Source organism: Cupriavidus sp. 86D6, from assembly GCF_057815095.1.
The window spans coordinates 654,524-679,226 of record NZ_JBYPSB010000002.1; the positions used below are offsets into that span (position 1 = coordinate 654,524).

23 protein-coding genes are annotated in these 24,703 nt (G+C 66.1%); 8 read left to right on the plus strand and 15 right to left on the minus strand.

The genetic code is table 11. The features are described 5' to 3' along the window. Positions 1-71: 71 nt before the first annotated feature. Both AC3G88_RS08115 and AC3G88_RS08120 read right to left on the minus strand, forming a co-directional pair. On the minus strand, positions 72-1,400 hold the full coding sequence (locus AC3G88_RS08115) for a hypothetical protein (RefSeq protein ID WP_488893259.1): 1,329 nt from the start codon (positions 1,398-1,400) through the stop codon (positions 72-74). Next, positions 1,397-2,002, minus strand: coding sequence for an RNA polymerase sigma factor (locus AC3G88_RS08120; protein WP_488771251.1), 606 nt, complete (start codon positions 2,000-2,002; stop codon positions 1,397-1,399). The genes AC3G88_RS08115 and AC3G88_RS08120 overlap by 4 nt, the downstream gene beginning before the upstream one ends. A 247-nt stretch (positions 2,003-2,249) precedes the next feature. Here AC3G88_RS08120 and ggt point away from each other — a divergent pair, with 247 nt between their 5' ends. Continuing rightward, positions 2,250-4,163, plus strand: a complete 1,914-nt coding sequence (gene ggt, locus AC3G88_RS08125) for a gamma-glutamyltransferase (RefSeq protein WP_488893260.1) — start codon at positions 2,250-2,252, stop codon at positions 4,161-4,163. A gap of 114 nt (positions 4,164-4,277) precedes the next feature. Here ggt and AC3G88_RS08130 read toward each other — a convergent pair whose 3' ends face one another. The 4 genes from AC3G88_RS08130 to AC3G88_RS08145 form a co-directional block, all read right to left on the minus strand. Continuing rightward, positions 4,278-5,282 carry a Bug family tripartite tricarboxylate transporter substrate binding protein gene (locus tag AC3G88_RS08130; protein WP_488771254.1) on the minus strand — a complete coding sequence of 335 codons (1,005 nt, stop codon included), beginning with the start codon at positions 5,280-5,282 and terminating at the stop codon, positions 4,278-4,280. A gap of 296 nt (positions 5,283-5,578) precedes the next feature. Further along, entirely contained in the window at positions 5,579-6,655 is a 1,077-nt protein-coding gene (locus tag AC3G88_RS08135; protein ID WP_488771255.1) for a phosphotransferase, read from the minus strand. A gap of 66 nt (positions 6,656-6,721) precedes the next feature. Beyond that, positions 6,722-7,501 carry an oxepin-CoA hydrolase, alternative type gene (locus AC3G88_RS08140; protein WP_400394097.1) on the minus strand — a complete coding sequence of 260 codons (780 nt, stop codon included), beginning with the start codon at positions 7,499-7,501 and terminating at the stop codon, positions 6,722-6,724. 81 nt (positions 7,502-7,582) lie between these two features. Continuing rightward, the gene (locus tag AC3G88_RS08145; RefSeq protein WP_488771256.1) at positions 7,583-9,106 is read right to left on the minus strand and encodes a 3-hydroxyacyl-CoA dehydrogenase; all 1,524 of its coding nucleotides are present in this window, start codon (positions 9,104-9,106) and stop codon (positions 7,583-7,585) included. 176 nt (positions 9,107-9,282) lie between these two features. On the opposite strand from AC3G88_RS08145, the gene AC3G88_RS08150 reads away from it, so the two are divergent. Next, positions 9,283-9,924: a glutathione S-transferase gene (locus AC3G88_RS08150; RefSeq protein ID WP_488771257.1), complete on the plus strand. Its 642-nt coding sequence runs from the start codon at positions 9,283-9,285 to the stop codon at positions 9,922-9,924. 92 nt (positions 9,925-10,016) lie between these two features. Here the strand turns inward: AC3G88_RS08150 and AC3G88_RS08155 are convergent, their stop codons facing one another. Continuing rightward, the gene (locus AC3G88_RS08155) at positions 10,017-11,195 is read right to left on the minus strand and encodes a pyridoxal phosphate-dependent aminotransferase (RefSeq protein ID WP_488771258.1); all 1,179 of its coding nucleotides are present in this window, start codon (positions 11,193-11,195) and stop codon (positions 10,017-10,019) included. 48 nt (positions 11,196-11,243) lie between these two features. Next, positions 11,244-11,792, minus strand: coding sequence for a putative toxin-antitoxin system toxin component, PIN family (locus AC3G88_RS08160; RefSeq protein WP_488771259.1), 549 nt, complete (start codon positions 11,790-11,792; stop codon positions 11,244-11,246). Positions 11,793-11,832: 40 nt separating this feature from the next. On the opposite strand from AC3G88_RS08160, the gene yaaA reads away from it, so the two are divergent. Beyond that, the gene (gene yaaA / locus AC3G88_RS08165; protein WP_488893261.1) at positions 11,833-12,618 is read left to right on the plus strand and encodes a peroxide stress protein YaaA; all 786 of its coding nucleotides are present in this window, start codon (positions 11,833-11,835) and stop codon (positions 12,616-12,618) included. A gap of 19 nt (positions 12,619-12,637) precedes the next feature. Beyond that, complete coding sequence (locus AC3G88_RS08170; RefSeq protein ID WP_488771262.1) at positions 12,638-13,795, plus strand: M14 family metallopeptidase; 1,158 nt, start codon at positions 12,638-12,640, stop codon at positions 13,793-13,795. A gap of 98 nt (positions 13,796-13,893) precedes the next feature. On the opposite strand, the gene AC3G88_RS08175 is transcribed toward AC3G88_RS08170, so the two are convergent. From AC3G88_RS08175 to AC3G88_RS08185, 3 genes are all read right to left on the minus strand, one after another. Further along, the gene (locus AC3G88_RS08175; protein ID WP_488771263.1) at positions 13,894-14,685 is read right to left on the minus strand and encodes a BspC domain-containing protein; all 792 of its coding nucleotides are present in this window, start codon (positions 14,683-14,685) and stop codon (positions 13,894-13,896) included. 252 nt (positions 14,686-14,937) lie between these two features. Further along, the gene (locus tag AC3G88_RS08180) at positions 14,938-15,810 is read right to left on the minus strand and encodes an N-formylglutamate amidohydrolase (protein WP_488771264.1); all 873 of its coding nucleotides are present in this window, start codon (positions 15,808-15,810) and stop codon (positions 14,938-14,940) included. Positions 15,811-15,828: 18 nt separating this feature from the next. Beyond that, a complete protein-coding gene (locus AC3G88_RS08185; protein WP_029051364.1) occupies positions 15,829-16,815 on the minus strand; it encodes a Bug family tripartite tricarboxylate transporter substrate binding protein in 987 nt (328 codons plus the stop codon). A 199-nt stretch (positions 16,816-17,014) separates the two neighbouring features. Between AC3G88_RS08185 and AC3G88_RS08190 the strand changes: the two genes are divergently transcribed. After that, the gene (locus AC3G88_RS08190; RefSeq protein ID WP_153947628.1) at positions 17,015-17,917 is read left to right on the plus strand and encodes a LysR family transcriptional regulator; all 903 of its coding nucleotides are present in this window, start codon (positions 17,015-17,017) and stop codon (positions 17,915-17,917) included. Between the two features lie 39 nt (positions 17,918-17,956). Here AC3G88_RS08190 and AC3G88_RS08195 read toward each other — a convergent pair whose 3' ends face one another. From AC3G88_RS08195 to AC3G88_RS08205, 3 genes are read right to left on the minus strand one after another with little or no spacing between them, the layout of a single operon-like run. Then, positions 17,957-19,132, minus strand: coding sequence for a vWA domain-containing protein (locus AC3G88_RS08195; RefSeq protein ID WP_066738865.1), 1,176 nt, complete (start codon positions 19,130-19,132; stop codon positions 17,957-17,959). Positions 19,133-19,145: 13 nt separating this feature from the next. Continuing rightward, positions 19,146-19,739, minus strand: coding sequence for a GNAT family N-acetyltransferase (locus AC3G88_RS08200; protein ID WP_488771265.1), 594 nt, complete (start codon positions 19,737-19,739; stop codon positions 19,146-19,148). A 19-nt stretch (positions 19,740-19,758) separates the two neighbouring features. Then, positions 19,759-20,637, minus strand: a complete 879-nt coding sequence (locus AC3G88_RS08205) for an AAA family ATPase (protein ID WP_488771266.1) — start codon at positions 20,635-20,637, stop codon at positions 19,759-19,761. A gap of 507 nt (positions 20,638-21,144) precedes the next feature. Here AC3G88_RS08205 and AC3G88_RS08210 point away from each other — a divergent pair. Together AC3G88_RS08210 and AC3G88_RS08215 are read left to right on the plus strand one after the other, a co-directional pair. Further along, positions 21,145-21,489, plus strand: coding sequence for a c-type cytochrome (locus AC3G88_RS08210; protein WP_066738862.1), 345 nt, complete (start codon positions 21,145-21,147; stop codon positions 21,487-21,489). Positions 21,490-21,502: 13 nt separating this feature from the next. Beyond that, the gene (locus AC3G88_RS08215) at positions 21,503-21,901 is read left to right on the plus strand and encodes a c-type cytochrome (RefSeq protein ID WP_488771267.1); all 399 of its coding nucleotides are present in this window, start codon (positions 21,503-21,505) and stop codon (positions 21,899-21,901) included. 131 nt (positions 21,902-22,032) lie between these two features. Here the strand turns inward: AC3G88_RS08215 and aroG are convergent, their stop codons facing one another. Next, a complete protein-coding gene (aroG, locus tag AC3G88_RS08220) occupies positions 22,033-23,112 on the minus strand; it encodes a 3-deoxy-7-phosphoheptulonate synthase AroG (protein ID WP_153947633.1) in 1,080 nt (359 codons plus the stop codon). 475 nt (positions 23,113-23,587) lie between these two features. Between aroG and AC3G88_RS08225 the strand changes: the two genes are divergently transcribed. Next, positions 23,588-24,643 carry a class I SAM-dependent methyltransferase gene (locus AC3G88_RS08225; RefSeq protein WP_488771269.1) on the plus strand — a complete coding sequence of 352 codons (1,056 nt, stop codon included), beginning with the start codon at positions 23,588-23,590 and terminating at the stop codon, positions 24,641-24,643. The last annotated feature ends 60 nt before the right edge of the window (positions 24,644-24,703 follow it).

Consider the following 24,703-nt stretch of genomic DNA (forward strand, 5'->3'; position numbering starts at 1 on the left):
GGAATCGCGCCGGATGCGCGCCACGGGAAGGAAGACGGGAGGCATCTGCCTCCCGTTTTTCGTGTCAGCGCCTAGTTGACGCCTGGTGGCTCGGTGCCCTGTTCGATGCGCAGCTGGCCGCGCGCGAGCGCGTCGTCGCGCTGGATGCCGTAAGGCGCCACGGGGCGCGCATCGGCGGGCATGGCCGCCCATAGCCGGGCCACCCAATCGCGCACGGCCGCATTGTCGGGCTCGGCGCTCCGGACATGCAGCCCCTTGCCGGGGCGCCACTGCATGGCGACCGAAGCGGGATCGTCCTCCAGCGTGACGGTGGCCGATTTCCGCGCTTCCGGCACAGCCGCCTGCGCCGTGGCCTTTGAAGCGGCCAGCGACTCAGCTGGCGCCGGGGCAGGCGCCGCCATGTACGCCGACTGCGGCACGCGCCGCGCGCGCGCTTCGGCGCCCGCCCCTGGTGCCGGTGCCGCGTCGGTCGGGACCTGCGCCGATGCCATGGGCGGCGGCGCGGCCAGGATAGCCGGTGCGGCAGGGGCTGCGGGCGCGGCAGGCGTGGATTCCGCAGTGGCCACCGCCGGTGCGGTCGAAGGGGCGGGGTCCTTGCGGCCAGTGGGCGATGGCGTGGTCGGCCGACGTACGGACCCCGCCTGGGGTGCCGCGCGCGCCGGGGCGGCAGCCGACGTGGCATCGGAGGTTTGCATGTTCGGCGCGTCCTGCGCGGCCGGGGCCGCCATCGCCGGCGCGGCATCCGACCCCGGTGCGGACGCCAGCGCCGGCGCGCCTCGCGTGGCGGGTCCCGCGTCGTCGGCGATGACAACATTCGACGATAGCGAGGCCGTCATTGGCGTGCCGTCATCAAGCTGGCTCAGCACGATCCGGGTGGCCAGGCCCGCGACGGCAAACGCAGTGGCTGCGACGCCCAGCGAACGCCACCATCGCGACACGGCATTGGGGCGCCGGGCGGGGGGCGGCGCGACGGCCGCCGTGGAAGCCGCGCCGTCACGGTGCTGCGCGGCCTGCGTCCGCAACCAGGCCTCGGTCGGCGCGCTGACCGGCGCTCCCAGTACGTCGTCGGCGGGCTTGCCCTGCAACACCTGATCGAACACGACATCGCGGCGCGCGGCCTGCGCAGCCTGCAATCGCGCGGCCTCGCGCAGCACGCTGTCGGATAGCGTAGGCGGTGCGCCAAAAGTGGGCGGGGGTGCCGATGTCCGCACCGCATCGCGTTCGGCCTCGGCCGCCATGCGCGCCTGCACCGCGCGCGCGGCGGTGGCCACGGCGCTGGCCAGGCTTGCGGGCGCTTCAAAGCGCGGCACGTCGCGCAACAGCGCGGACAGCCGGTCTTCACCGGCGATAAACCGCTCAGCGGCGTCGTGGCCGGGATTGCCGGATGGCCGGGTCGTCATGGCCGGGGCTCCCCGGGCACCATGCCGCCATCGGCCAGCACCGTGCGCAGCCGGGCAAATGCATAGCGCAGCCGGCTCTTCACCGTCTCGAATTTCTCGCCCAGCATCGCGGCGATTTCCTCGACGCTCATCTCGCTGAAGAAGCGCAGCACCACCACCTCGCGCTGTGCCACGGGCAATTGCAGCAGCGCCTGGCGCACGCCGGCCAGATGCTCGCGCCATTGCGCCTCGGTCTCGGGTGTCAGGTCGTCCACCGGCATGGCCGGCTCGTGTTCGTCGATCGATTCGCGCAACCGGGCATGCGCGCTGCGCACGTGATCCAGCCAGGCATTGCGTGCGATCTGGAACAGGAAGGTGCGGAACGCGGCGGTGGGCGTGTAGTCTGCGCAGCGGGTCATCAGCTGGATCCACGTCCGCTGCGCGATATCCTCGGCCTCGCCCGTGTCGCCCCGGCACAGCCAGGCGACGTAGTTGAACAGGCCGCCATTGTGGCGGCGGAACAGTTCGCCGATCGGGCCCTCGATGACGCCGCCGGCCACCAGCAGCATCAGGTCGGCGTCGGGCAGCGCAGCGATGTCGGGGGCGGGGCTGGCAGGCGTCATGGCAACGAGTATAGATTGCCGCTCGGCGGGCGGCGGCTGTCATGGAACGAAGCAGGGTGACAGATGGGGTTGAGTTAAATGGACAAAATATGGTGCCTCGCTGGCCATGCCGTGCCGCCGGGCCGGCTGGCGTCGGCCGCATAGGAAAAATTGCCCCGAAACGCAAGGCTGGCTTTCAGACGATTCGCACATCCATCCGCCTTTTTCGCCGCTACAATCGCCGGAGATTTCCACCAGGAGACACGGCATGACTGAAGCAGTGGCACCCCGTTCCGCGGACCCGACCGCGCATCATTCCGATTCACTGCGCTGGCGTGGCGCGCTGGCCGTGGCGCTGACCGCGCTGCTGGCGGCCTGCGGTACGCCGGACAAGGGCGCCGGCGCGCCCGCCGCCTCGGCCACGCCGGCGTCCGCGCCCCCCGCGCAGGCGGCGATGCCGCCGGCGCCCGAAGTGTCGTCGGGCTATCGCCCCGACATGACCACCACCTTCGCGCAGAAGCACATGGCGGCGGCCGCGAATCCGCTGGCCACCGAGGCGGGCCGCGAAATCCTGCGGGCCGGCGGTTCGGCCATCGACGCCGCCGTGGCAATGCAGGCCGTCCTGACGCTGGTGGAGCCGCAGGCCACCGGCATCGGCGGCGGCGCGTTCATCATGTACTGGGACGGCAAGCGCGTGCAGGCCTACGACGGCCGCGAAACCGCGCCAGCCGGTGCCACCGAGAACCTGTTCATGCGCGCCGACGGCAAGCCGATGGAATTCTCCGAAGGCCAGATCGGCGGGCGGTCGGTGGGTGTGCCCGGCGTGCTGCGCGCGCTGGAGATGGCCCATCGCGAGCACGGGCGCCTGCCCTGGGCGCGGCTGTTCCAGCCGGCCATCCGCCTGGCGGACAAGGGCTTCCCGATGTCGCAGCGGCTCTACACGCAGGTGGCGGCCGACAAGTTCATGGGCGGGTCGCCCGAGATGACGGCCTACTTCCTGGACGCGCAGGGCAAGGCCAAGCCGGTGGGCACGATGATCCGGAATCCGCAACTGGCGCAGACGCTGCGCGAGATTGCGAAGAACGGTCCGAACGTGTTCTACAACGGGCCGATCGCGCGCGATATCGCGGCCAAGGTCAACGGCCATCAGAACGCGGGCAGCCTGTCCGAGGCGGACCTGAAGGGCTACAAGGCCAAGGTGCGCGTGCCGGTGTGTACCGACTACCGGCAGTACAAGGTCTGCGGCATGCCGCCGCCGTCGTCGGGCGGCATTGCCATCGCCCAGATCCTCGGCACGCTGGAGGCGCTGGAAAAGCGTGACCCGCGCTACGCGCTGGCCAGCCTGAAGCCGACCAGGGTGGACCTGCCGTCCCTGATGGAGCCGAATCCGCTGGCCGTCCACGCCATCGCCGAAGCCGACCGGCTGGCCTATGCGGACCGCGGCCTCTATGTGGCCGATGCCGATTTCGTGCCCGTGGACGTGGCCGCGATGGTCAATCCCGACTATCTGGCCGAGCGCGCGGCGCAGATCGGTGACCAGAGCATGGGCAAGGCGCAGCCGGGCACGCCGCCGGGCGTGAAGGTGTCGTTCGCGCCCGATCGTTCGCCGCCGCGCATTTCCACGTCGCAGATCGTGGCCGTGGACAATCGTGGCGGTGCGCTGTCGATGACGACCACCATCGAGTCGTATTTCGGCTCGCACATCATGGTGCGCGGCTTCATGCTCAACAACCAGCTGACCGACTTCTCGTTCACGCCGACCGAAAATGGCAAGCCGGTGGCCAACCGCGTGCAGCCGGGCAAGCGTCCGCGTTCGTCGATGGCGCCGACGCTGGTGTTCGACCGCCAGAGCGGCAAGCTGGTGGCCGCGCTGGGTTCGCCGGGCGGCTCGCAGATCATCGAGTATGTGTCGAAGACGCTGGTGGGCCTGCTCGATTGGGACATGGATGTGCAGCAGGCCGTGGGCATGGCCAACTTCGGCAGCCGCAACGGCCCCACCGAGGTGGAGCGTGGCCTGGTCACGCCGCAGCTGGTGCAGGCGCTGAAGCAGCAGGGCCATCAGGTGGCCGAGATCGAGATGACCAGCGGCACGCAGGCCATCATGCGCAAGACGGTCAACGGCAAGCCAGTCTGGGCCGGTGGCGCGGACCCACGCCGGGAGGGCGTGGCGCTGGGCGACTGAGTCGCGTGGCGAGCCGGTGGGCTGCGGCTGTCGCTGCAGCCCCGGGCGGCCGGCAATGGAAAACGGGCGCGACATTCGCGCCCGTTTCGGTTCTATGTCTTGTGACTGCCGGATTTATGCGTCCAGCTTGACCCCCGCCGCCTTCACCACCTGTGCCCAGCGTTTTTCCTCGGCCTGGAACCACTTGGTGGTGTCGGCCGGGGACATCGTGACGACCTCGGCGCCCTGGCCGGCCAGGTTGGCGCGGATCTCCGGCGTGCGGATGATCTTCACCAGCTCGGTGTTGATGCGCTGGACCAGCGCATCGGGCATGCCGGCCGGCGCCATCACGCCTTGCCAGGTACCCGATTCGAAATTCGGCACGCCGCTTTCGGCAATCGTCGGCGTCTGGCCGACCAGCGCCATGCGGGTGCGCTTGGACACGGCCAGCAGCTTGAGCTTGCCCGATTGCACGTGCGGATAGGTAGCCAGCATGCCGTTCATCAGCACCTGGGCGGTACCGCCAACCGTATCGGCAATCGCCTGCGCGCCGCCCTTGTAGGGCACGTACTGCCAGCCGGCCTTGGTGGCCTGCTGCACGGCCACGCCGGCCAGATGCGGTGCGCTGCCGATGGCGGTGACCGCAAAGTTCAGCGACTGCTTGTGCGACAGTTCGACCAGTTCCTTGAGGTTGTTGGCCGGTACCGACGGATGCACGACCAGCAGGTGCGGCGAATAGGCCAGCATGGCCACGCCCTTGAGATCCTTGTCAGGGTTGAATGTGAGCTTGGTATAGACCGAGGGGGTGATCGCCAGCGCGCCAACGTCGCACAGCAGCAGCGTGTGGTTTTCGGTGCCGGCCTGCGCCACCATGGCGGCGCCGATGTTGCCGTTGGCCCCCGGGCGGTTGTCCACCACGATCGGCTGGCCCAGTGCTTCGCCCAGCTGCTTGCTGATCAGGCGCGCGATGATGTCCGACGAACCGCCGGCGGGATAGGGCACCACCAGGCGGATCGGCCGGGTTGGCCACTTGTCCTGCGCCCAGGCCGTAGCGGGTGCCAGGATGCCGGACGTGCCCACGGCACCAAGAGCCGCAAGGCCCGGAAGCTGGCCAAGGAATTGGCGGCGAGAAGAGGTCATGCTGTGTCTCCAGTCAACACTTATCATCAGTCGTCGTACAACGATGGACGCAGTGTAGGGCCGCTTTTCGATTGGGTCTATCGGGAAAACACGTAGGCAGCCGCCGCCAAATGTCTCAACAATGCGGTGGGGCGGGAGGCTGGCACGGGGCTGGGGCGCACTGCGAAAAGCGGGATGTGCTCCGGGTTTGTGCTCAGTTGTCTGATGACATGGGGCGGAGGGTGACGTTGGCTCCCCTTCCCAGCGTGTGGGGAAAGGGAGCAAGGGAAGCAACGACGGGCAGCGGAGGGGGCCGCTCAAGACCCCGACTTCTTCGCGTACTCCCAGCCCATCTCGGCCATCGGCCGGGCGCGCTTGCCGGCGTCGAGGGCCTGCGCGGACGATGCCGTGCCGTCCACCACGCGCTTCATGATGCCCTGCAGGATGCCCGCGATCCGGAACATGCTGAACGCGAGGTAGAAATTCCAGTCGCCAGTGATCTGGCGGCCGGTGCGCTGCTCGTACATGCGGCGATAGCTGGCCTCGTCGGGAATGCCCAGGCCGTTGTGGTCCAGCCCGGCGATGCCGCGGAACTGGCCCGGCGCGATATGCCAGCTCATGCAGTGGTAGCCGAAGTCGGCCATCGGGTGCCCCAGCGTGGACAGTTCCCAGTCCAGCACGGCCAGCACGCGCGGCTCCGTCGGATGGAACATCAGGTTGTCGAGCCGGTAGTCGCCGTGGACGATGCTGGTCAGGTCCAGGTCTTCCTGCGGAATATGCTCGGGCAGCCAGGCAATCAGTTGGTCCATGGCCGGGATCGATTCGGTCTCCGACAGCTTGTACTGCTTGCTCCAGCGTTCGATCTGGCGCTGGAAGTAGTTGCCGGGCTTGCCGTAGTCGGCCAGGCCGATGGCCTGGTAGTCCACCGAGTGCAGCGCGGCGATGACGCGGTTCATCTCGTCATAGATGGCACCGCGTTCGGCCGTGGTCATGTCGGGCAGCGACTGGTCCCACAGCACGCGGCCGCTGACGAACTCCATGATGTAGAACGCGCGGCCGATCACGTCTTCGTCCTCGCACAGCGCGTACATGTGGGCCACGGGCACGTCCGTGCCGGCCAGCGCCTTCATCACGCGGTATTCGCGCTCGATGGCGTGGGCGGACGGCAGCAGCTTCGATTTCGGGCCCGGCTTGGCGCGCATCACGTAGGTCTGGCCCGGCGTGATCAGCTTGAACGTGGGATTGGACTGGCCGCCCTTGAACTGCTCGACGGTCAACGGGCCGGCAAAGCCCTCGACATGCTCGCGCATCCAGGCTTCCAGCGCGCCCACATCGAAACGCTGCTGGTCTGCCACGGGGCGCGTACCTTCAAAGTGCGATACGTTGCTGCTCATCTTTGTCTCTCTCCGCAGTGTCTTTATTTTGTGATCATTGTCGAAGGCGCGTTACAGGTGTGGGGATTACCTGTAATTCGGCTTGCGCTTCTCAAGGAACGCCGTAATGCCTTCACCGCCGTCCTTGTGATGGAGCGCGGCCACGAAGCTGTCGCGCTCTGCGGCCAGGTGTTCGGTCAGCGTGGCGCTGCCGGCATGGTTGATCAGCGATTTCATGCCGCGCACGGCGTTGGGCGATTCCTTGGCCAGGTTTTCGGCGATGCGCAATGCCTCGGTCAGGGCATGGCCCGGCTGCACCACGCGGTTGACGATGCCGAAGTGCGCCAGCCGGGCCGGGTCCACCGGCTTGCCTTCCATCAGGATTTCGCTGGCCAGCTGGCGCGGCAGCATCCGCGCGATTTCATACGAGCCACCGCCGTCGGGGGTCAGGCCAACCTTGACGTAGGCCATCACGAACTTGGCGTCGCTGGCGGCCACCACGTAGTCGCAGGCCAGCACCAGCGAGAACCCGGCGCCGGCGGCGGGACCTTCCACGGCAGCGATGATCGGCTTGGGAAAGGCGTGGAACGATTCGATCCACTGATGCAGCGTCTCGATGCTCTCGGCCTGCACCGACGGCGGTTGCGAGCGGTTGCCCAGCAGGCGGTTCAGGTTGCCGCCGGCGCAGAACACACCGTTGGCCCCGGTCAGCACCACGGCGCGGATCGAGTCGTCGCGGGTGGCCACGTCGAGCGCTTCCTGCGAAGCGGCGTAGATGTCTGGGTGCAGCGCGTTGCGCGCCTCCGGGTTGGAGATGGTCAGCACGAGCGTCGCGTCGACGCGTTCGGACAGCAACTGGGCAGTCATGGCAGCCTCGTTATCTTGGAACGAATTCTTGATGCAAATGCACAAAGGGCGCCCCGTGTCTCTCGCGGGGCGCCCACTCGATCAGGCTTCTTCGGTCAGCAGCGACAGGCCCAGACCGGCGCGGCGCCACAGCCACGGGCTCGGACGGTAGCGCATGTCGCCGGTCAGGCGGTTCATGTTGCGCAGCACGTCCAGGATGACAGCGGCGCCAATCGTGTCGCCCAGTGCCAGCGGGCCCTTCGGATAGCCGAGGCCCAGGTTGACGGCCAGGTCGATATCGGTCGGCGTGGCGATGCGCTGCTGCGCGATGTCGCTGGCGATGTTGACGATGCAGCCGATGATGCGCTGGGCGATGAAGCCGGCCGAATCGCGGATCAGCGTCACGGGCACGCCATCGCTGGCGAACAGGCCGTGGGCGGCATCGCGTGCGGCGGCGCTGGTGGCCGGCGTGGTCATCAGCGTGCGGCGCTTGGTGGCTTCGAACGGCAGCAGCGTGTCGATGGCCACCACGCGCGTGGCGTCCAGGCCTTCTTCCAGCGCGGCGGTGGTGGCGTCCAGGCCCAGCGGCGTGACCACGATCAATGCGTCGGCCGAAGGCTGGTTGCCAGCTTCAACGGTCACGCCCAGCGCGGTCAGCAGCTTCACGGTCATGGCGTTGCCACGCGCGTTGGCGCGGCTCACCCACACGCTGGCCGGGCGCGCATCGGGCACCGGCGTTGCGGCGGGCACCTGCTTCTGGCCTTCCGGGTATGCATAGAAGCCGGCGCCGGTCTTGCGGCCCAGCAGTCCACCCACCGAACGCAGCGCCGTGATCGGCGACGGGCGGTAGCGCGGCTCCTGGTAGAACTGGTTGTAGATCGATTCCATCACCGGGTGCGACACGTCGAGCCCGGTCAGGTCCATCAGCTCGAACGGGCCCATGCGGAAACCGGCCTGCTCGCGCATGATGTTGTCGATATCGACGAACTCGGCCACGCCTTCCTGCGCGGCCTTCAGGCCCTCAATGTTCATGCCGCGGCCGGCATGGTTCACGATAAAGCCCGGCATGTCCTTGCAGCGCACCGGCGTATGGCCCATGCGGCGCGACAGCGCCATCAGGCGGTCGCCCACGGCCGGGTCGCCGGACAGGCCATCGATCACTTCCACGACCTTCATCAGCGGCACCGGGTTGAAGAAGTGGTAGCCGACCACACGGCCCGGCTGCTTCGCGCCCACGGCAATGGCCGTGATCGACAGCGACGAGGTGTTCGACGCGATCACCGCGTCTTCACGCAGGATGGCTTCGAGCTTGGCCACCAGCTCGCGCTTGACGTCCAGGCGTTCGACGATGGCTTCCACCACCATGTCGCAGCCGGCCAGGTCTTCCAGCGCGCCGGCGGCCTTCACGCGGGCCAGCGCGGCGTCGCTGTCGGCGGCGCTGATCTTGCCCTTGTCGGCCAGCTTGGCAAAGGTATCCTGCAGATACTGGCGCGCGGCGGCCACGGCCTGGGCGTTGGTATCGAACAGGTGTACGGTCAGGCCTGCCTGCGCGGCGATCTGGGCGATGCCGCGGCCCATGGCGCCAGTGCCAACGATGCCGAGCGTCTGGATAGTGGAATTGCTCATTGTTGGTCCAAAAAAGTTGTGGCTAAATTAGCACGATCGTACGTTTTCTGCACCTTTCGCGACAGAGGCGCCGCGCATGCGGCGTGCGCTGATCGGCCAAGTCTGGCAGGGCAGACGGCGACGGTGCGGCCCCGGGCCGACACCGGAGATTCCATCCCAATCCGGAGATAGACGACATGCTGAAGCTCTGCGGTTTTGCCGCCAGCAACTACTACAACAAGGTCAAGCTGGCGCTGCTGGAAAAGAACCTGCCGTTCGAGGAAGTGCTGGCCTGGATTGGCGAGACCGACCTGTCGGCATCGCCGCTGGGCAAGGTTCCCTACATCATCACCGATGCCGGCCCGCTGTGCGAGTCCGAAACCATCGTCGAGTACCTGGAAGCTACCTACATCCAGGCGCCGCTGCTGCCGCAGGACCCGTTCCAGGCGGGCAAGGTGCGCGAAATCATCACGTTCCTGGAGCTATACCTGGAGTTGACCGCCCGCGAGCTGTACGCCGAAGCGTTCTTCGGCGGCAAGGTCAGTGACCGCGTCAAGGAGCGCCAGCGCAACCTGCTGGACAAGTACATCCCCGCGTTCGGCCGTCTGGCGAAGTTCTCGCCATATATCGCCGGCGACGCGTTCACGCTGGCCGACTGCGCCGCCGTGTGCCACCTGCCGCTGATCTCGTCCTGCACGAAGATCATCTACGGCGAAGACTTGCTGGCGGGCCTGCCGGTCAAGGATTACCTGAAGGCGATGGCAGAGCGGCCGAGCGTGCAGAAGGTCAACGCCGAACGCAAGGCCAACACCGAGCTGATGCTGAGCCGGAACAAGTAACGCGCCAAATTAAGCAAAAAGCCCCGCGGCGGGAAGCCAGCGGGGCTTTTCTTCATGGCGGGGATGCGCGGCGCTTATAGCCGCCCGGCCGGTCAGAGCCTGGCCAGCCGCTCCAGCGCCAGCTTGAGCGTGTCTTCCTTCTTGGCGAAGCAGAAGCGCACCACGCCCGATTCGCACGGCTCCGAGTAGAACGCCGATACCGGAATGGCCGCAACGCCAATTTCGCGCGTCAGCCACATCGAGAAATCGGCCTCGCTCATATCGGAAATGGCCGAATAGTCGACGCACTGGAAGTATGTGCCGTCCGAAGGCAGCAGCTTGAAGCGCGTATCGGCCAGCCCGGCGCGGAAGTAGTCGCGCTTGGCCTGGTAGAAGCCGGCCAGGTCCAGGTACGGCGCCGGGTCGGCCATGTAGTCGGCCAGGCCGTGCTGCACCGGCGTGTTCACCGTGAACACGTTGAACTGGTGCACCTTGCGGAATTCGTTCATCAGCGCGGCCGGCGCGGCCACGTAGCCGACCTTCCAGCCCGTGACGTGATAGGTCTTGCCGAAGCTCGACACCACGAAGCTGCGGCGCGCCAGTTCGGGGTGGCGCGACACCGATGCGTGCTGCTGGCCGTCGTAGACCATGTGCTCGTAGACCTCGTCGGACAGCAGCAGGATGTCGGTGCCGGCCAGCAGATCGGCCAGTTGCTGCATGTCTTCCGCGCGCCAGATCGTGCCGGTGGGGTTGTGCGGCGTGTTGATCATGATCATGCGCGTCTTGGGCGTGATCGCGGCGGCCAGCTTGTCGAACGGGATGCGAAACAGCGGGGCCTCCAGCCGCACCGGCACGGCCCTGGCGCCGGCCAGTTCGATCGACGGCAGGTAGCTGTCGTAGCACGGCTCCAGCACGATGACTTCGTCGCCGGGGTGCACGGCGCACAGGATGGCCGTCAGCAGCCCCTGGGTGGCGCCGGCCGTGACCGTGATCTCGGTGTTCCAGTCGTACTGATGGCCGTACAGACTGGCGATCTTGCCTGCGATGGCCTGGCGCAGCTTCGGCACGCCGGCCATCGGCGGGTACTGGTTGTGCCCCGCGCGCATCGCGCCGGTCACGGCATCGACGATGCGCGGGTCGCAATCGAAGTCCGGAAAGCCCTGGCCCAGGTTCACGGCGTTCTTTTCGGCGGCCAGCGCCGACATCACGGTGAAGATCGTGGTGCCCACGTTGGGCAGGCGCGACAGCGGCGGATTCAGCGGATTCAGCGGGGCGAGGGTCGATTCGGACATGACTGGGCGGAAACGGAATAGGGCCGGGCAGGAAACCAGAGCGACATTCTAGCGGGGATCGCCGGCCGGGGCGGGCGCGACGGATTCAGGCGCGCCGGCGGCATCGGCGGCGGCCTGGGCGGCCAGCCAGCCCGTAAAGGCCAGCGGCGTCAGCACATCCACACCGCTGGTGCGGCGCAGGCGGCTCTTGAGCTTGAGGACGGCCTTGTCCTTGGACACCAGCAGCACCGCCCGCGCAAAGTGCGCCAGCTCGATGAACTTCTGGTCGTCGGTATCGCGGCACCTGGGCAGGCGGATGGTGCCGGCGTCGGCCGGTTCGGGCGCCGGCGCCAGCGTGGTCAGGCGGTCTACCTCGGCCAGCGCGGCATCGATATCGACCGCGAACCGGGCAAATTGCGGATAAGCCAGCACCCGGCGCAGTTCCTCGCGGCAGTCGGCCCGGATGACCGGCGCGATGGCGCCCGACGCCAGCGCGGCGCGGATCGGCTCGACGTGCGGATCGCGGAAGACCAGCAGGTCGACCCAGACATTGGAATCGAGGACGACTCGGGGGGCGGAGGTGCCGGGCAGGGCGCCGGCGGTGACTTCAGTGGGCATTCGCTACAATCTCAGCTTTGTTTCTGCCCGCGATTTTGCCATGCTCATCGTCCTGTCTCCCGCCAAGTCCCTGGACTACGAGACACCGCCGCGCGTCAAGACCCACACGATGCCGCGCTTTATCGACCGTTCCGCCGCGCTGATCGAGCGCCTGCGCAAGCTGGCGCCGCAGGATGTGGCGTCGCTGATGGATATCTCCGACAAGCTGGCCGTGCTGAACGTGACGCGCTATGGCGACTGGTCGCCCGAATTCACGGCCGCCAACAGCAAGCAGGCCGTGCTGGCCTTCAATGGCGACGTCTACGATGGCCTGGACGCCAAATCGCTGTCCACCGACGATCTGGCGTTCGCCCAGAAGCACATTCGCATCCTGTCCGGCCTCTACGGCGTGCTGCGCCCGATGGACTGGATGCAGCCGTACCGGCTGGAAATGGGCACCCGCCTTGACAACGCCGCTGGCCGCGACCTCTACGCGTTCTGGGGCGACGATGTCACGAAGCTGCTCAACAAGGACATGGCCGACCTCAAGCACGAGGGCGCGGCCACGCTGGTGAACCTGGCGTCCGAGGAGTATTTCAAGGTGGTGCGCCCCAAGGTGCTCGACGCCCGTGTCATCACGCCGGTGTTCGAGGACTGGAAGGGCGGCCGCTACAAGATCATTTCGTTCCATGCCAAGCGCGCGCGCGGTACGATGGCCCGCTATGCGGTCACGCACCGGGTCACCGATCCGGCGCAGCTCAAGCGGTTCAAGGAAGACGGCTACGCGTTCGACAAGGCGGCTTCCGACGATGCCCGCTGGGTTTTCCGCCGCCGCCTGGAAGACTAGGAACAAAAGGACAAATTCAATGACCTCGGCACTCCCTACCTCGGCACTCCACGTTTCCTCGCGGTTCGATTCGGGCGCGATTGAAGTCGTAGCCATCGATCGCGCCGACGACATCCGCCTGCGCATCCGCGCGGATTCCCACGCCGATTTCCGCCAGTGGTTCCACTTCCGGCTGCAGGGTGCTGCGGGCCAGGCGTGCCGGCTGAAGTTCCTGAACGCCGGCGAGTGCACGTATCCCGACGGCTGGCGCGACTACCGCGCCGTGGCGTCCTACGACCGCGCGCACTGGTTCCGGGTGCCGACGCAGTACGACGGCACCACGATGACCGTCGAGTTCACGCCCGAACACGACAGCGTGTGGCTGGCCTACTTCGAGCCGTATTCCGACGAACGGCACCTGGCACTGCTGGCCACGTGCCAGCGGTCGCCGCTGGCGAAGCTGACGCACCTGGGCAGCACCGTCGATGGCCGCGACCTGACCTGCGTGACGCTGGGCCAGCCGGGACCGGGCAAGAAGACGATCTGGATGATCGCGCGCCAGCATCCTGGCGAAAGCATGGCCGAGTGGTTCTGCGAAGGCGTGCTGCAGCGCCTGACCGGCACCGGGGCGTGGCAGGGCGATCCGGTCGCGCGCAAGCTGCTGGACCGCGCCGTGTTCCATATCGTGCCGAACATGAATCCGGACGGTTCGTCGCGCGGCAACCTGCGCACCAACGCGGCCGGCGCGAACCTGAATCGCGAGTGGATGCAGCCGAGCGAGGAAACGAGCCCCGAGGTCTATCATGTGCGCCGCGCCATCGAGCGCACCGGCGTGGACCTTTTCTTCGACATCCACGGCGACGAGGCGCTGCCGTACAACTTCGTGGCCGGCAGCGAGATGCTGCCCGGCTTTACCGACGCCCAGCGCGAGCAGCAGTCACGCTTTATCGAAGCGTTCAAGCGCGCCACGCCCGACTTCCAGGACGTGCACGGCTACGCCGCCAGCAAGTACAACGCCGACGCGCTGAAGCTGGCCTCGAAGTACATCGGCCATACCTTCGGCTGCCTGGCGCTGACGCTTGAAATGCCGTTCAAGGACAACGCCGACCTGCCCGACGCGGCCGTGGGCTGGAACGGCGCAAAAAGCGCGCTGCTCGGCACGGCCATGCTGCAGGCGATCCTGGAGTATCTGGGCTGAGGCAAGGCCCTCTCCGTATCCCACTCCCGCCTGTGGGAGAGAGATACGGATATCGACAGCGCGACAGGCGGCAGCGCGACAGGCGGCAGGCAATAGCCTCAGTTCTTCTTTTTCGTCTTGGAGGAGGAAGACGTGCTCTTGGCGCTTGCCGTCGATTTGGTCGTCGATTTGGTTGTCGACTTCGACGCGGACGATGTCTTGGCGCTGCTCTTGCCCTTCTTCTTGCTGTGCGACGACGACGCCGTGGGCACGGCCGGGGCCGCCGCCGGCTCGGTGATCGTGTCGCCGTTGCTGTCGAGCAGTTCGTAGGCCAGCATCATCCCCTCGTTGTAGCCGCAGCGCACCTTGACCGGTTGCCACTGGGCCTCGCCCTTGCGCTTGTGGGCCGTGGCATTGAAGGTCACCACCGAACTCACCGGCACCGCCTGCTTGCCAGGCGAGAAGCGGCCTTCCCAGCGTTCCTCGGCGGCCTGGCCAGCCGACAGCGCGCCGGTGGGGATCTTCAGCGCGTCATAGGACGCCGAACGCGGCACCACCCAGCTGGCATGTGCGGCGCAGTCCGCCACGTCGGCCGTGGCATTCTCCGACTTCATCAGCTGCTCGCGCATCTGCGCGCGATACTCGGCCAGGCTCACGCGACCCTTGTCGGGCAGCGTGACCGTGGTGGTCGGCGGATTCTTGTTGACGACGGGCGGTGGCTTGACGCCAGCGGTGCTGGCCGGAGCGGCCGATGCGGTGGCGGGCGTGCCGGCCGGCGTGGCCGGGGCGGCGGCCTGGGCGGTGTCGTCGGTCGGCGCGGTGGCGCAGCCGGCCAGCGCGATCGCGCCTGCCACTGCGGCAGTCAGCAAGCGAAGCTGGCTGCCAAACAGTCTGGAAATTCGTTTGATCACGGGATCGTCTTTGCCTGATTCAGCAAGGAGGGTTGGTGAAGGATTGCCATGATAGAGGAAAGCCTGCCGGCGAAGTTCCTAAATCTTGTTACCCTTCGTTCTAACTGCTTACAACTTGCGCGCATCAGGCGCTATTACCTGTGCGCGGTAGCAGATGTCCCAGTGCTCATGCAACTCAGGCGAACCCCGAGACACGCAAGTGACGTGTCCCGGGGCGCCGGGCGCCATTGCAGCGCCCGTTCCGGACGTGTCTCAGAACGTGCTGGCGAAGCGCAGCAGGTCGTCCATCAGCGCGTTGAGGTCGCGCTTGAGCTTGTCGAAGCCGGCCGAGTGGGTCAGGCCCACTTCGTCCATGTAGAGCTTGCGGTTGACTTCGAGCTGCAGGCTGTGGCGGTTGGCTTGCGGCTGGCCCACCACGCGCACGATCTCCACCCCCTTGTAAGGGTGATTGCGCCACACGTCGTAGCCCATCTCCTTGAGCACCGCTTCCACGCGATCGGTGAAGCGCGTGTCGCACGTGGTGCCGTCGCGGTCGCCCACGACGAAGTCCGGATGCTGCAGGCCCGGATGCTCGGTCGCGAACTTCGCGGCCTCGCTCGGCATCGAGTGGCAGTTGATGTGGAACACGCGGCCATGGCGCGCCACGGCGGCGTCCGACAACTTCTGCAGCTGCGCGTAGTACGGCAGGTAGTAGTTGTCGATCCGTGCCTGCAGCTCCGCCACGCTCAGCTTGCGGTCGTAGATCGGCTCGCCCGTGTCCAGCACGCGCCAGACCAGGCCCTTGCCCAGGCGCGTCTTGGACGTTTCCTTCTTCAGGCCCGGCCAGGGCGCGTCCAGCAGCGCCGCGTCGATTTCCTCCAGGCCGCGGTTGGCGTCGAGGTAGCTGCGCGGGCATCCCGCGGCCAGCAGCGGGATGCCACGTGCCGGAGCATCGGCGTAGAGCTGTTCCACGAACGTGTCTTCCGCCTGCCGCAGCAGCGGCAGGGGCAGGTTGGCGGCGTAGCGGAAATCCGCCGGGTACGTGGTGCAGCTATGCGGTGAGTCAAGAAAGAGCGGGCCGCTCTCGCCTTCCGGCATGTGCAGGAAGTACGGGCTTTCCGCGGTCTTTCGTTCTGCTTCGGTCATACGAACTGCCGGTGAGGTTTAGTCCAGGGAAATCTTGGCGGCGGCTGCCACCTTCTTGTTCTTGGCCACTTCGGTGGCGATCTGCTGCGCAAAGTGCTGCGGCGTGTCGCCCACCGGGGTGGCGCCCAGCTTTTCGAGCTTGGCCTTCACCTCGGGCATGGCCAGCACCTTGATGGCCGCGGCGTTCAGCTTGGCCTGGATATCGGCCGGCAGCTTGGCCGGGGCGATCAGGCCAAACCAGGCGGCGTCGTTCACTTCGGGCAGGCCCAGTTCGGCGAAGGTCGGCACGTTCGGCAGGGCGGCCACGCGCTTGGGCGCGGCCACGGCCAGCGCGCGCAGCTTGCCGCCTTCGATGAACGGCAGCGACGACGGCAGGTTGTCGAACAGGATCTGCACCTGGCCGGCCAGCGCGTCGTTCAGCGCCGGGCCCACGCCCTTGTACGGCACGTGCAGCAGTTCGGTCTTGCTGCTCATCTTGAACAGCTCGCCCATCATGTGCGACACGCTGCCGTTGCCGGCCGAGCCATAGGCCAGCTTGTTCGGCTCGGACTTGGCCAGCGCGATGAACGACTTCATGTCGGTGGCCTTCACGCCCGGGTGGATGCTCATCACGTTCGGCACCGACGCCAGGTTCGTGATCGTCGTGAAGTCCTTGGTGGCGTCGTACGACAGGCGCGGGTACACGGCCGGGTTGATGCCGTGCGTGGAAGCGGTGGCAATGCCGAGCGTGTAGCCGTCCGGCGCGGCCTTGGCCAGGTAGCCGGTGCCGATGCTGCCGCCGGCGCCGCCGCGGTTATCCACGACCACGGCCTGGCCCAGTTGCTGGCCCAGCTTGTCGGCGACGATACGCGCGACGATATCGGTGGTGCCGCCGGCCGGGAACGGCACGACGAGCGTGATCGGCTTGGTCGGGTACGTGCCTTGGGCAAAGGCAGGGAGGGTCAGGCCGGCAGCAGCAAAGGCAGTGGCGGCGGCCAGGATCTTGAGCAGGGGACGGCGTTGCATCGAAAAGGAATCCGGTCGAAAGGTAAGGGAAAGGAGAGAGAGGCCGGTCTCTGCGGACCTGATGGGAAGCCTCGAACGTGTGCAACTCAGGAGCCATGCAAAAATTGTGCGTCCTGATTCTGCGCGCCAATGCAACTTCGTAGCAAACGATTTAAAATCCCTAGCTCATTCCATTTGGTATTGAAGTTAGGGGTGCAGTATGCGGCGCTTGTGTCCGTCGATGACCGAGCTGATGGCCTTCGAGGCAGCGGCTCGCCATAGCAGTTTTACGGTGGCGGCGCGCGAACTGCATGTGACGCAGGGCGCGGTCAGCAAGCAGGTGCGGAGCCTGGAGGCGTTCCTGGGCGTGGAATTGTTCGAGCGGGTGCGCCAGCGGCTATTGCTGACCGAGGCGGGCGCGCGCTACCTGGAGCGCATCGGGCCCAGTCTTGGCGAGATCGAGGCAGCCAGCGTGGAACTGATTGCACGCCAGGGGCGCGGCGGCATCCTGCATATCGCCAGCATGCCCACGCTCGGTGCGAAGTGGCTGATTCCGAGGCTGCCGCAGTTCTTCGCCAGGCATCCGGAGGTCACGCTCGAATTCGTGCCCCATGCGCAGGGCTACGACTTTTCCCAACCCGATCTCGATGCGGCCATCCGCTTTGGCGACGGCGTCTGGCCGGGCAGCCTGGCCGATTACATGACCGGCCGCGAGGTGCTGCCGGTCTGCCGGCCCGGGCTGCTCGGGCACGAACCCGACGGCGTGGCCCGGACGCCGGCCGCGCTGCTCAGATATCCGCTGCTGCACCATACGACCGTGCCCGAGGCATGGCCCGACTGGCTGTCGGAACTCGGTGTATCGACAAGGCAGGCGTGGAGCGGGGCGCGTTTCGACCAGTTCACGCTGCTGACGCAGGCAGCCATGTCCGGGCTGGGCATTGCGCTGATCCCGCGCTGCCTGATCGAGGAGGAACTGGCCACCGGCACGCTGACCGTGGCGCACCCGGCGCGCGTGCTGGCCAGGAAGGGCTACTACCTGTGCTATCCGGAGCAGAAGGCCCACCTGCCGGCGTTGCTGACATTCCGGCAGTGGCTGATGGAAGGCGTTGACGTGGTGGCGTGACCGGCCGGCCGCGCCCCCGCCACCAGGCCATGACTTCCATTACTTCGACAGCACCTTCATCGCTTCTTCCAGCCCCGCCAGCGTGACCGGATACATGCGGTTCTTCATGATCTGGTTGATGACCGTGATCGACTGGCGGTATTGCCACAGGCCTTCGGGCTCGGGGTTGAGCCAGACAAAGCGCGGGAACTGCTCGATCATGCGATTGAGCCAGACCGCGCCCGCTTCGGGGTTGTTGTATTCGACCGAGCCACCGGGCTGCAGGATTTCGTAAGGGCTCATCGTCGCGTCGCCGACGAAGATCACCTTGTAGTCCGGCGTGTACTTGTGCATCAGATCCCACGTGGCGATCTTCTCCGCGTGCCGGCGCCGGTTGTTCTTCCACACGTAGTCATACAGGCAGTTGTGGAAGTAGAAGTACTCCAGGTGCTTGAACTCGGTCTTGGTGGCCGAGAACAGCTCTTCCACGCGCTTGATGTGGTCGTCCATCGAGCCGCCCACATCCATCAGCATCAGCACCTTGACCTTGTTGTGGCGCTCGGGCCGCAGCTTGATGTCGAGCATGCCCGCGTTGGCCGCCGTGGAGTGGATGGTGTCGTCGAGGTCCAGCTCGGTATCGGCCCCCTCGCGCGCAAACCGGCGCAGGCGGCGCAGCGCCACCTTGATGTTGCGCGTGCCCAGTTCCACCTGGTCGTCGTAGTCCTTGTAGGCGCGCGATTCCCAGACCTTGATCGCGGTGCGGTTGCCCTTGGACGGCCCGCCGATGCGGATGCCCTCGGGGTTGTAGCCGCCATGGCCAAACGGCGATGTGCCGCCGGTGCCGATCCATTTGTTGCCGCCTTCGTGCTTTTCCTTCTGCTCTTCCAGCAGCTGCTTCAGGCGCTCCATCAGCTTGTCGAGCCCGCCCATGGCCTCGATCCTGGCCTTTTCCTCGGCGGACAGTTCACGCTCCAGCGTCTTCTGCAGCCAATCCAGCGGGATGTCGCTCTTCCAGTCCACCAGGCTTTCCACGCCCTTGAAGTACGCGGCGAAGGTCTGGTCGAACTTGTCGAAGTGCTTCTCGTCCTTGACCAGCGTCATGCGGGACAGGTAGTAGAACTCGTCGATCGACGGCGAAATGACCTGCGCGCGCAGGGCTTCGAGCATGGTCAGGTATTCCTTGACCGATACCGGCAGCTTGGCGTGGCGCAGCGAGAAGAAAAAGTCGATCAGCATGGCTTGACTCCGATCAACGCGGACGTTCGAGCTGGTATTGCAAATGCGCGCGCACCGTGGGCCATTCGCTGGCGATGATCGAGAAGACCACCGTGTCGCGCAACGATCCATCGGGCATGCGCAGATGGTTGCGCAGCACGCCGTCCTGCTTGGCGCCCAGGCGCGCGATGGCCGCGCGGCTCTGGTGGTTCATCCAGTGCGTGCGGAATTCCACCGCGATGCAGTCGAGCGTCTCGAACGCGTGGCGCAGCAGCATCAGCTTGCACTCGGTGTTGAGCGCGGTACGTTGCACGCGCTTGGCGTACCACGTGGAGCCGATTTCGACGCGGCGGTTCTTGCCGTCGATATTCATGTACGTGGTCATGCCGGCCACACGGCCATCGGCATCGAGCACCGTGAACGGCTGCATCGAATCCTGCGCCTGCAGGCCCAGGCGGCGCTCGATCTCGGCGGCCATGCCCTCGGGGGTGGGCACGCTGGTGTACCACAGGCGGAACAGTTCGCCGTCGGCGGCGGCCTCGCGCAGGCCGGGCAGGTGCCCGGCCGACAGCGGCGCCAGCGTGGCGTGTTGCCCGGTCAGCGTGACGGGCTGGACGAATTTCGTCATCGTCATTCGCCTATGTCGGTCAGCGGTTGGCGCGGTTCATGAACACCAGGCGCTCGAACAGGTGCACGTCCTGCTCGTTTTTAAGCAAAGCGCCATGCAACGGCGGAATGGAGGCCTTGCGGTCGGGGCTGCGCAATGCCTCGGCGGGGATGTCCTCGGCCATCAGCAGCTTGAGCCAGTCGATCAGTTCCGACGTGCTGGGCTTCTTCTTCAGGCCCGGCAGGTTGCGCATCTCATAGAACGCCTCCAGCGCCGCGGCCACCAGCTCGCGCTTGATGCCGGGGTAGTGGACGTCAACGATCTGCTGCATCGTTTCGGCGTCGGGGAACTTGATGTAGTGGAAGAAGCAGCGGCGCAGGAACGCGTCGGGCAGTTCCTTTTCGTTGTTCGACGTGATGATGACCAGCGGGCGATGGCGTGCCTTGATCAGTTCGCGCGTCTCGTAGACGTAGAACTCCATGCGGTCCAGTTCGCGCAGCAGGTCGTTCGGGAACTCGATATCGGCCTTGTCGATCTCGTCGATCAGCAGCACCACGGGCTGCTCGGCTTCGAAGGCCTGCCAGAGCACGCCCTTGACGATGTAGTTCTTGATGTCGTGGACGCGGTCGTCGCCAAGCTGGGAGTCGCGCAGGCGCGACACCGCATCGTATTCGTACAGGCCCTGCTGGGCCTTGGTGGTCGACTTGATGTGCCACTGCAGCAGCGGCATGCCCAGCGCGGCGGCCACTTCCTCGGCCAGCATGGTCTTGCCGGTGCCGGGCTCGCCCTTGATCAGCAGCGGGCGCTGCAGCGTGCGCGCGGCGTTGACGGCCAGCTTCAGGTCGTCGGTGGCCACATACTGGGCGCTACCTTCGAACTTGACCTGCTGGGACGGATTGGCGTTGGCGGAGGTGGACATGAGGCAACCTGGGTGTATCGCTGCCGGCCTGCCAGGCAGGCCGGTCGAATGACAATGGGAAACAACAACCGGCTGGGCCGAAATCGTGCAACAACGGGCGGCAACAACCCCAGATTCGGCCGGAATGGGCCAGTATAAGAGCAGATCGACATTCGCGTTCAGTGGGGCTCACCCCAAGGCGCACGCCGTGGACTGGCGCGTGCACGCTGCGGTACAATGCGCCGGTTTGACGCGCCCCCCAGTCAATATCCTCCTCACGCCCGGCAGTTCTGTCACCAGAGACATGGCAGATCACCGGGAGGCGGCAACAGCGCGAGATGGTTGCAGAATGGTGTTAGAGCACCGCGGCACATCAGCATATCGCCCCGGCTGCGCCTTTGTCTGACCGGCTTCGCCCGTGGCAGATCTCCGGCAATCCGCTCCCCATCCCCATTCGTAGCACGCCGTCTGGCGCCCCAATCAGGGGCAGGTCACACGCGGTTTAACACTTCCCAATCAGCTACGAAAATGAAAAAGCTCCTCACGATGGTAGTGTTGGGCGCGGCCGCAACGGCAGCGCATGCCCAGGACAAGGGCAATGTCGACACCGCCCGCGACAAAGTGGCCATGTGCATCGGCTGCCATGGCATTCCGGGTTATCGTGCGTCGTTCCCCGAGGTCTATCAGGTGCCCATGCTTGGCGGCCAGAGCGCCAAGTACATCGAGAACGCGCTGCACGGCTACAAGAAGGGTGATCGCAAGCATCCGACCATGCGGGGGATTGCCGACAGCCTGTCCGACCAGGACATCGCCGCCGTGGCTGCGTACTACTCGCAGCAGAAGGGCGACACGCAGAACAATCCGCTCAAGTAAAAGGGCCCTGATCATGAAGATGCTGAAAGCTGTTTCGTTCGTGCTGGGTGCCGTCGCGCTTGGCGTTTCTGCCATGTCCGCCTCGGCGGCCGATATCGCGGCCGGCAAGGCGCTCGTGGAAAAGGGCGGCTGCGTGGCCTGCCACGGCAAGGACCTGAACGCGCCGATCTCGCCCGACTATCCGAAGCTGGCTGGCCAGCATCCGGACTACCTCTATCACGCGCTGGCGTCCTACCAGGTCAGCGGCAACCCGCTGGTGGGCCGCACCAATGCCATCATGGCCGGTCAGGTGAACAGCAACCCGGCCGTGACCGGCAAGGACGGCAAGCCGCGTCCGTTCACGCGCGCCGAGCTACGGGATATCGCCGCCTATATCGGTTCGCTGAAGGGCGACCTGGTCCTGAAGAAGTAAGCGCCCGCACGTTGCCTGGTTGCCGTCGCACCCATCGAAAGCCGCCCTCCGGGGCGGTTTTTTGTTGCGGCGCGTCCAAAAAACAACGCCGACCGGAAGGTCGGCGTTGCCGCTTGTCGCATGACAGCCAGTCAGTTGCCGCTGCCCGTGGCCAGGCGGCGCTGCTTCACCGCATTGGACAGCGTTTCCAGGATCGACAGCGAATCGTCCCAGCCGATGCAGGCGTCGGTGACCGACTGGCCATAGGTCAGGTTCTCCACCGGCGTGCCCTGGACGTGGTCCTGGCGGCCGGCCACCAGGTGCGATTCCACCATGACGCCAATGATGCGCTGGTCGCCGCCAGCCACCTGGCGGCCGATGTCCTCGCAGACCGGCAACTGGTTTTCATGCTTCTTGCTGCTGTTGGCGTGCGAGGCATCGATCATCAGGCGCGCGGCCAGGCCGGCCTTCGAGATGGCGTCGCAGGCTTCCGCCACGCTGGCGGCGTCGTAGTTCGGCGTCTTGCCGCCGCGCAGGATGATGTGGCAGTCCTCGTTGCCAGACGTCGACACGATGGCCGAGTGGCCGCCCTTGGTCACCGACAGGAAATGGTGCGGCTGCGAGGCGGCCTTGATCGCATCGACGGCGATCTTCACGTTGCCGTCGGTGCCGTTCTTGAAGCCGACCGGGCACGACAGCCCCGACGCCAGCTCGCGGTGCACCTGCGATTCCGTGGTGCGCGCACCGATGGCGCCCCAGCTGACCAGGTCGGCAATATATTGCGGGCTGATCATGTCCAGGTACTCGGTGCCGGTCGGCACGCCCATTTCGCTGATGTTCAGCAGCACTTCGCGTGCGGTGCGCAGGCCGTCGTTGATCTTGAAGCTGCCGTCCATGTGCGGATCGTTGATCAGCCCCTTCCAGCCCACCGTGGTACGCGGCTTTTCGAAATAGACGCGCATGACGACCTCCAGCTCGCCCGCGAAGCGGTCGCGCTGCACCTTGAGCAGCTTGGCGTATTCCAGGGCCGCGCGCGTGTCATGGATCGAGCACGGTCCGATGATGACGATCAGGCGGTCATCCATGCCATGCAGGATCCGGTGCATGGCCTGGCGGGCGCCATAGATCACGTCGGACGCCGCCTCGGAGCAGGCGAACTCGCGGATCAGGTGCGCGGGCGGCAGCAGTTCCTTGAGTTCTCGAATACGCAGGTCGTCGGTGTTCTTCAGCATGATGGCTCCGGGTCTTGTGAGGTCGTGGGTCTGGTTGGGGTTCTGCGTGGCGACCGGCGGGCATAAAAAAACCGCCAGGTTCGCTGGCGGTTTCTTTGTATTCAGGGCTGCCTACAGCTGTCCCTCTCTATCCGCCAGCGGTGTGAGATGCCAAAAGAAGTAAAAGTAAAACTTGGCGGACATGGCGGAAATCGGATCGGCTGTAGCGAGCTTGTGTCGGTTTTACGCTGATGCGTGAAATTTATGCTGCGGCGCGAGAGTGCTGGGCATTTTATTGCGCCGCAATCCCGAAAACTGCCGGATGCAGCCGCCGCCCGCGCGACAACGAAGCATCTTTATAGCGCGTTTCCACGGCGCTGGCAAGCGGCAGGTGCAACAGATTTAAGCAAATGCAGAGTATCCCTGCTGCCTATATTGGTATTGCGTGCTGCCGCGCGCACCGAACAAGAAAAGTGGAGCAGGGGAGGTGCCGATCATGTCTGTCGATGAAACAAAGCTGAACGCCTTCATGGAGCGGTTCGTCCAGGATCTTGGCGCCGTGATGCACGCGGCGACGGTGGTGGTGGGCGACGAGCTGGGCCTGTACAAGGCCATGGCGGAAAAGCCGATGACGGCGGCCATGCTGGCCGAAAAAACGCGCACCGACCCGCGCTACCTGCGCGAATGGCTGTCGGCGCAAGCCGCCAGCGGCTATGTCGAATACGACGCGGCCACCGACATGTTCTCGCTGACCGAAGAGCAGGCGTTCGCGCTGGCGCAGGAGGGCAGTCCGGCCTTCATTCCAGGGGCGTTCCAGATTGCCGTAGCGCAATTTCGTGCCATCCCGAAGATGATCGACATTTTCCGAAATGGCCGTGGCCTCGGCTGGCACGAGCACGATCCTGCCCTGTTCCATGGCACGGAGCGGTTCTTCCGGCCCGGCTATGCCGCGCATCTGGTCAGCGAGTGGATACCGTCGCTGTCGGGCATGGAAGCCAGGCTGGCGGCCGGGGCTGCCGTGGCCGATGTCGGCTGTGGCCATGGCGCTTCGACGATCATCATGGCGCAGGCCTTCCCGCTGGCCACATTTCGCGGGTTCGACTACCACGAGCCGTCGATCCGCCATGCCGCCGAAGCCGCGCGCCGCGCCGGCGTGGGCGACCGCGTGACCTTCGAGGTGGCGTCGGCCAAGGAATTTCCGGGCGCCGGCTACGATCTGGTGACGGTATTCGACTGCCTGCACGACATGGGCGATCCGGTGGGCGCCGCGCGCCATATCCGGGACGCCCTGAAGCCAGACGGCTGCTGGATGATTGTCGAGCCGTTTGCCAACGACAACCTGCAGGACAACCTGAACCCCGTGGGGCGCGTGTTCTATTCGGCGTCGACGTTCATCTGCACGCCGGGGTCGCGTTCGCAGGAAGGGGCGATGTGCCTGGGCGCGCAGGCGGGCGAGGCGCGCCTGCGCGGCGTGGCGGAGCAGGGCGGCTTCCACGGCTTCCGGCGCGCGGCGCAGACGCCGTTCAACCTCGTGTACGAGGTCAGGCCCTGATATCGCGCCGGAAAAAGAAAACGGCCGCTGATGCGGCCGCTGTCTCAAGGTCAGGCTGTC

What these genes read in the sequence shown, in the direction of transcription:
- AC3G88_RS08160 (WP_488771259.1), bottom strand. Translation starts at nt 11,792, where the DNA reads ATGCCCACTGAAGTCACCGCCGGCGCCCTGCCCGGCACCTCCGCCCCC.
- AC3G88_RS08195 (WP_066738865.1), bottom strand. Translation starts at nt 19,132, where the DNA reads ATGCTGATCGACTTTTTCTTCTCGCTGCGCCACGCCAAGCTGCCGGTA.
- AC3G88_RS08190 (WP_153947628.1), top strand. Translation starts at nt 17,015, where the DNA reads ATGCGGCGCTTGTGTCCGTCGATGACCGAGCTGATGGCCTTCGAGGCA.
- AC3G88_RS08145 (WP_488771256.1), bottom strand. Translation starts at nt 9,106, where the DNA reads ATGAGCAATTCCACTATCCAGACGCTCGGCATCGTTGGCACTGGCGCC.
- AC3G88_RS08215 (WP_488771267.1), top strand. Translation starts at nt 21,503, where the DNA reads ATGAAGATGCTGAAAGCTGTTTCGTTCGTGCTGGGTGCCGTCGCGCTT.
- AC3G88_RS08120 (WP_488771251.1), bottom strand. Translation starts at nt 2,002, where the DNA reads ATGACGCCTGCCAGCCCCGCCCCCGACATCGCTGCGCTGCCCGACGCC.
- AC3G88_RS08210 (WP_066738862.1), top strand. Translation starts at nt 21,145, where the DNA reads ATGAAAAAGCTCCTCACGATGGTAGTGTTGGGCGCGGCCGCAACGGCA.
- AC3G88_RS08185 (WP_029051364.1), bottom strand. Translation starts at nt 16,815, where the DNA reads ATGCAACGCCGTCCCCTGCTCAAGATCCTGGCCGCCGCCACTGCCTTT.
- AC3G88_RS08115 (WP_488893259.1), bottom strand. Translation starts at nt 1,400, where the DNA reads ATGACGACCCGGCCATCCGGCAATCCCGGCCACGACGCCGCTGAGCGG.
- AC3G88_RS08205 (WP_488771266.1), bottom strand. Translation starts at nt 20,637, where the DNA reads ATGTCCACCTCCGCCAACGCCAATCCGTCCCAGCAGGTCAAGTTCGAA.
- AC3G88_RS08180 (WP_488771264.1), bottom strand. Translation starts at nt 15,810, where the DNA reads ATGACCGAAGCAGAACGAAAGACCGCGGAAAGCCCGTACTTCCTGCAC.
- AC3G88_RS08225 (WP_488771269.1), top strand. Translation starts at nt 23,588, where the DNA reads ATGTCTGTCGATGAAACAAAGCTGAACGCCTTCATGGAGCGGTTCGTC.
- AC3G88_RS08200 (WP_488771265.1), bottom strand. Translation starts at nt 19,739, where the DNA reads ATGACGAAATTCGTCCAGCCCGTCACGCTGACCGGGCAACACGCCACG.
- AC3G88_RS08150 (WP_488771257.1), top strand. Translation starts at nt 9,283, where the DNA reads ATGCTGAAGCTCTGCGGTTTTGCCGCCAGCAACTACTACAACAAGGTC.
- yaaA (WP_488893261.1), top strand. Translation starts at nt 11,833, where the DNA reads ATGCTCATCGTCCTGTCTCCCGCCAAGTCCCTGGACTACGAGACACCG.
- aroG (WP_153947633.1), bottom strand. Translation starts at nt 23,112, where the DNA reads ATGCTGAAGAACACCGACGACCTGCGTATTCGAGAACTCAAGGAACTG.
- AC3G88_RS08135 (WP_488771255.1), bottom strand. Translation starts at nt 6,655, where the DNA reads ATGAGCAGCAACGTATCGCACTTTGAAGGTACGCGCCCCGTGGCAGAC.
- AC3G88_RS08140 (WP_400394097.1), bottom strand. Translation starts at nt 7,501, where the DNA reads ATGACTGCCCAGTTGCTGTCCGAACGCGTCGACGCGACGCTCGTGCTG.
- AC3G88_RS08170 (WP_488771262.1), top strand. Translation starts at nt 12,638, where the DNA reads ATGACCTCGGCACTCCCTACCTCGGCACTCCACGTTTCCTCGCGGTTC.
- ggt (WP_488893260.1), top strand. Translation starts at nt 2,250, where the DNA reads ATGACTGAAGCAGTGGCACCCCGTTCCGCGGACCCGACCGCGCATCAT.
- AC3G88_RS08130 (WP_488771254.1), bottom strand. Translation starts at nt 5,282, where the DNA reads ATGACCTCTTCTCGCCGCCAATTCCTTGGCCAGCTTCCGGGCCTTGCG.
- AC3G88_RS08155 (WP_488771258.1), bottom strand. Translation starts at nt 11,195, where the DNA reads ATGTCCGAATCGACCCTCGCCCCGCTGAATCCGCTGAATCCGCCGCTG.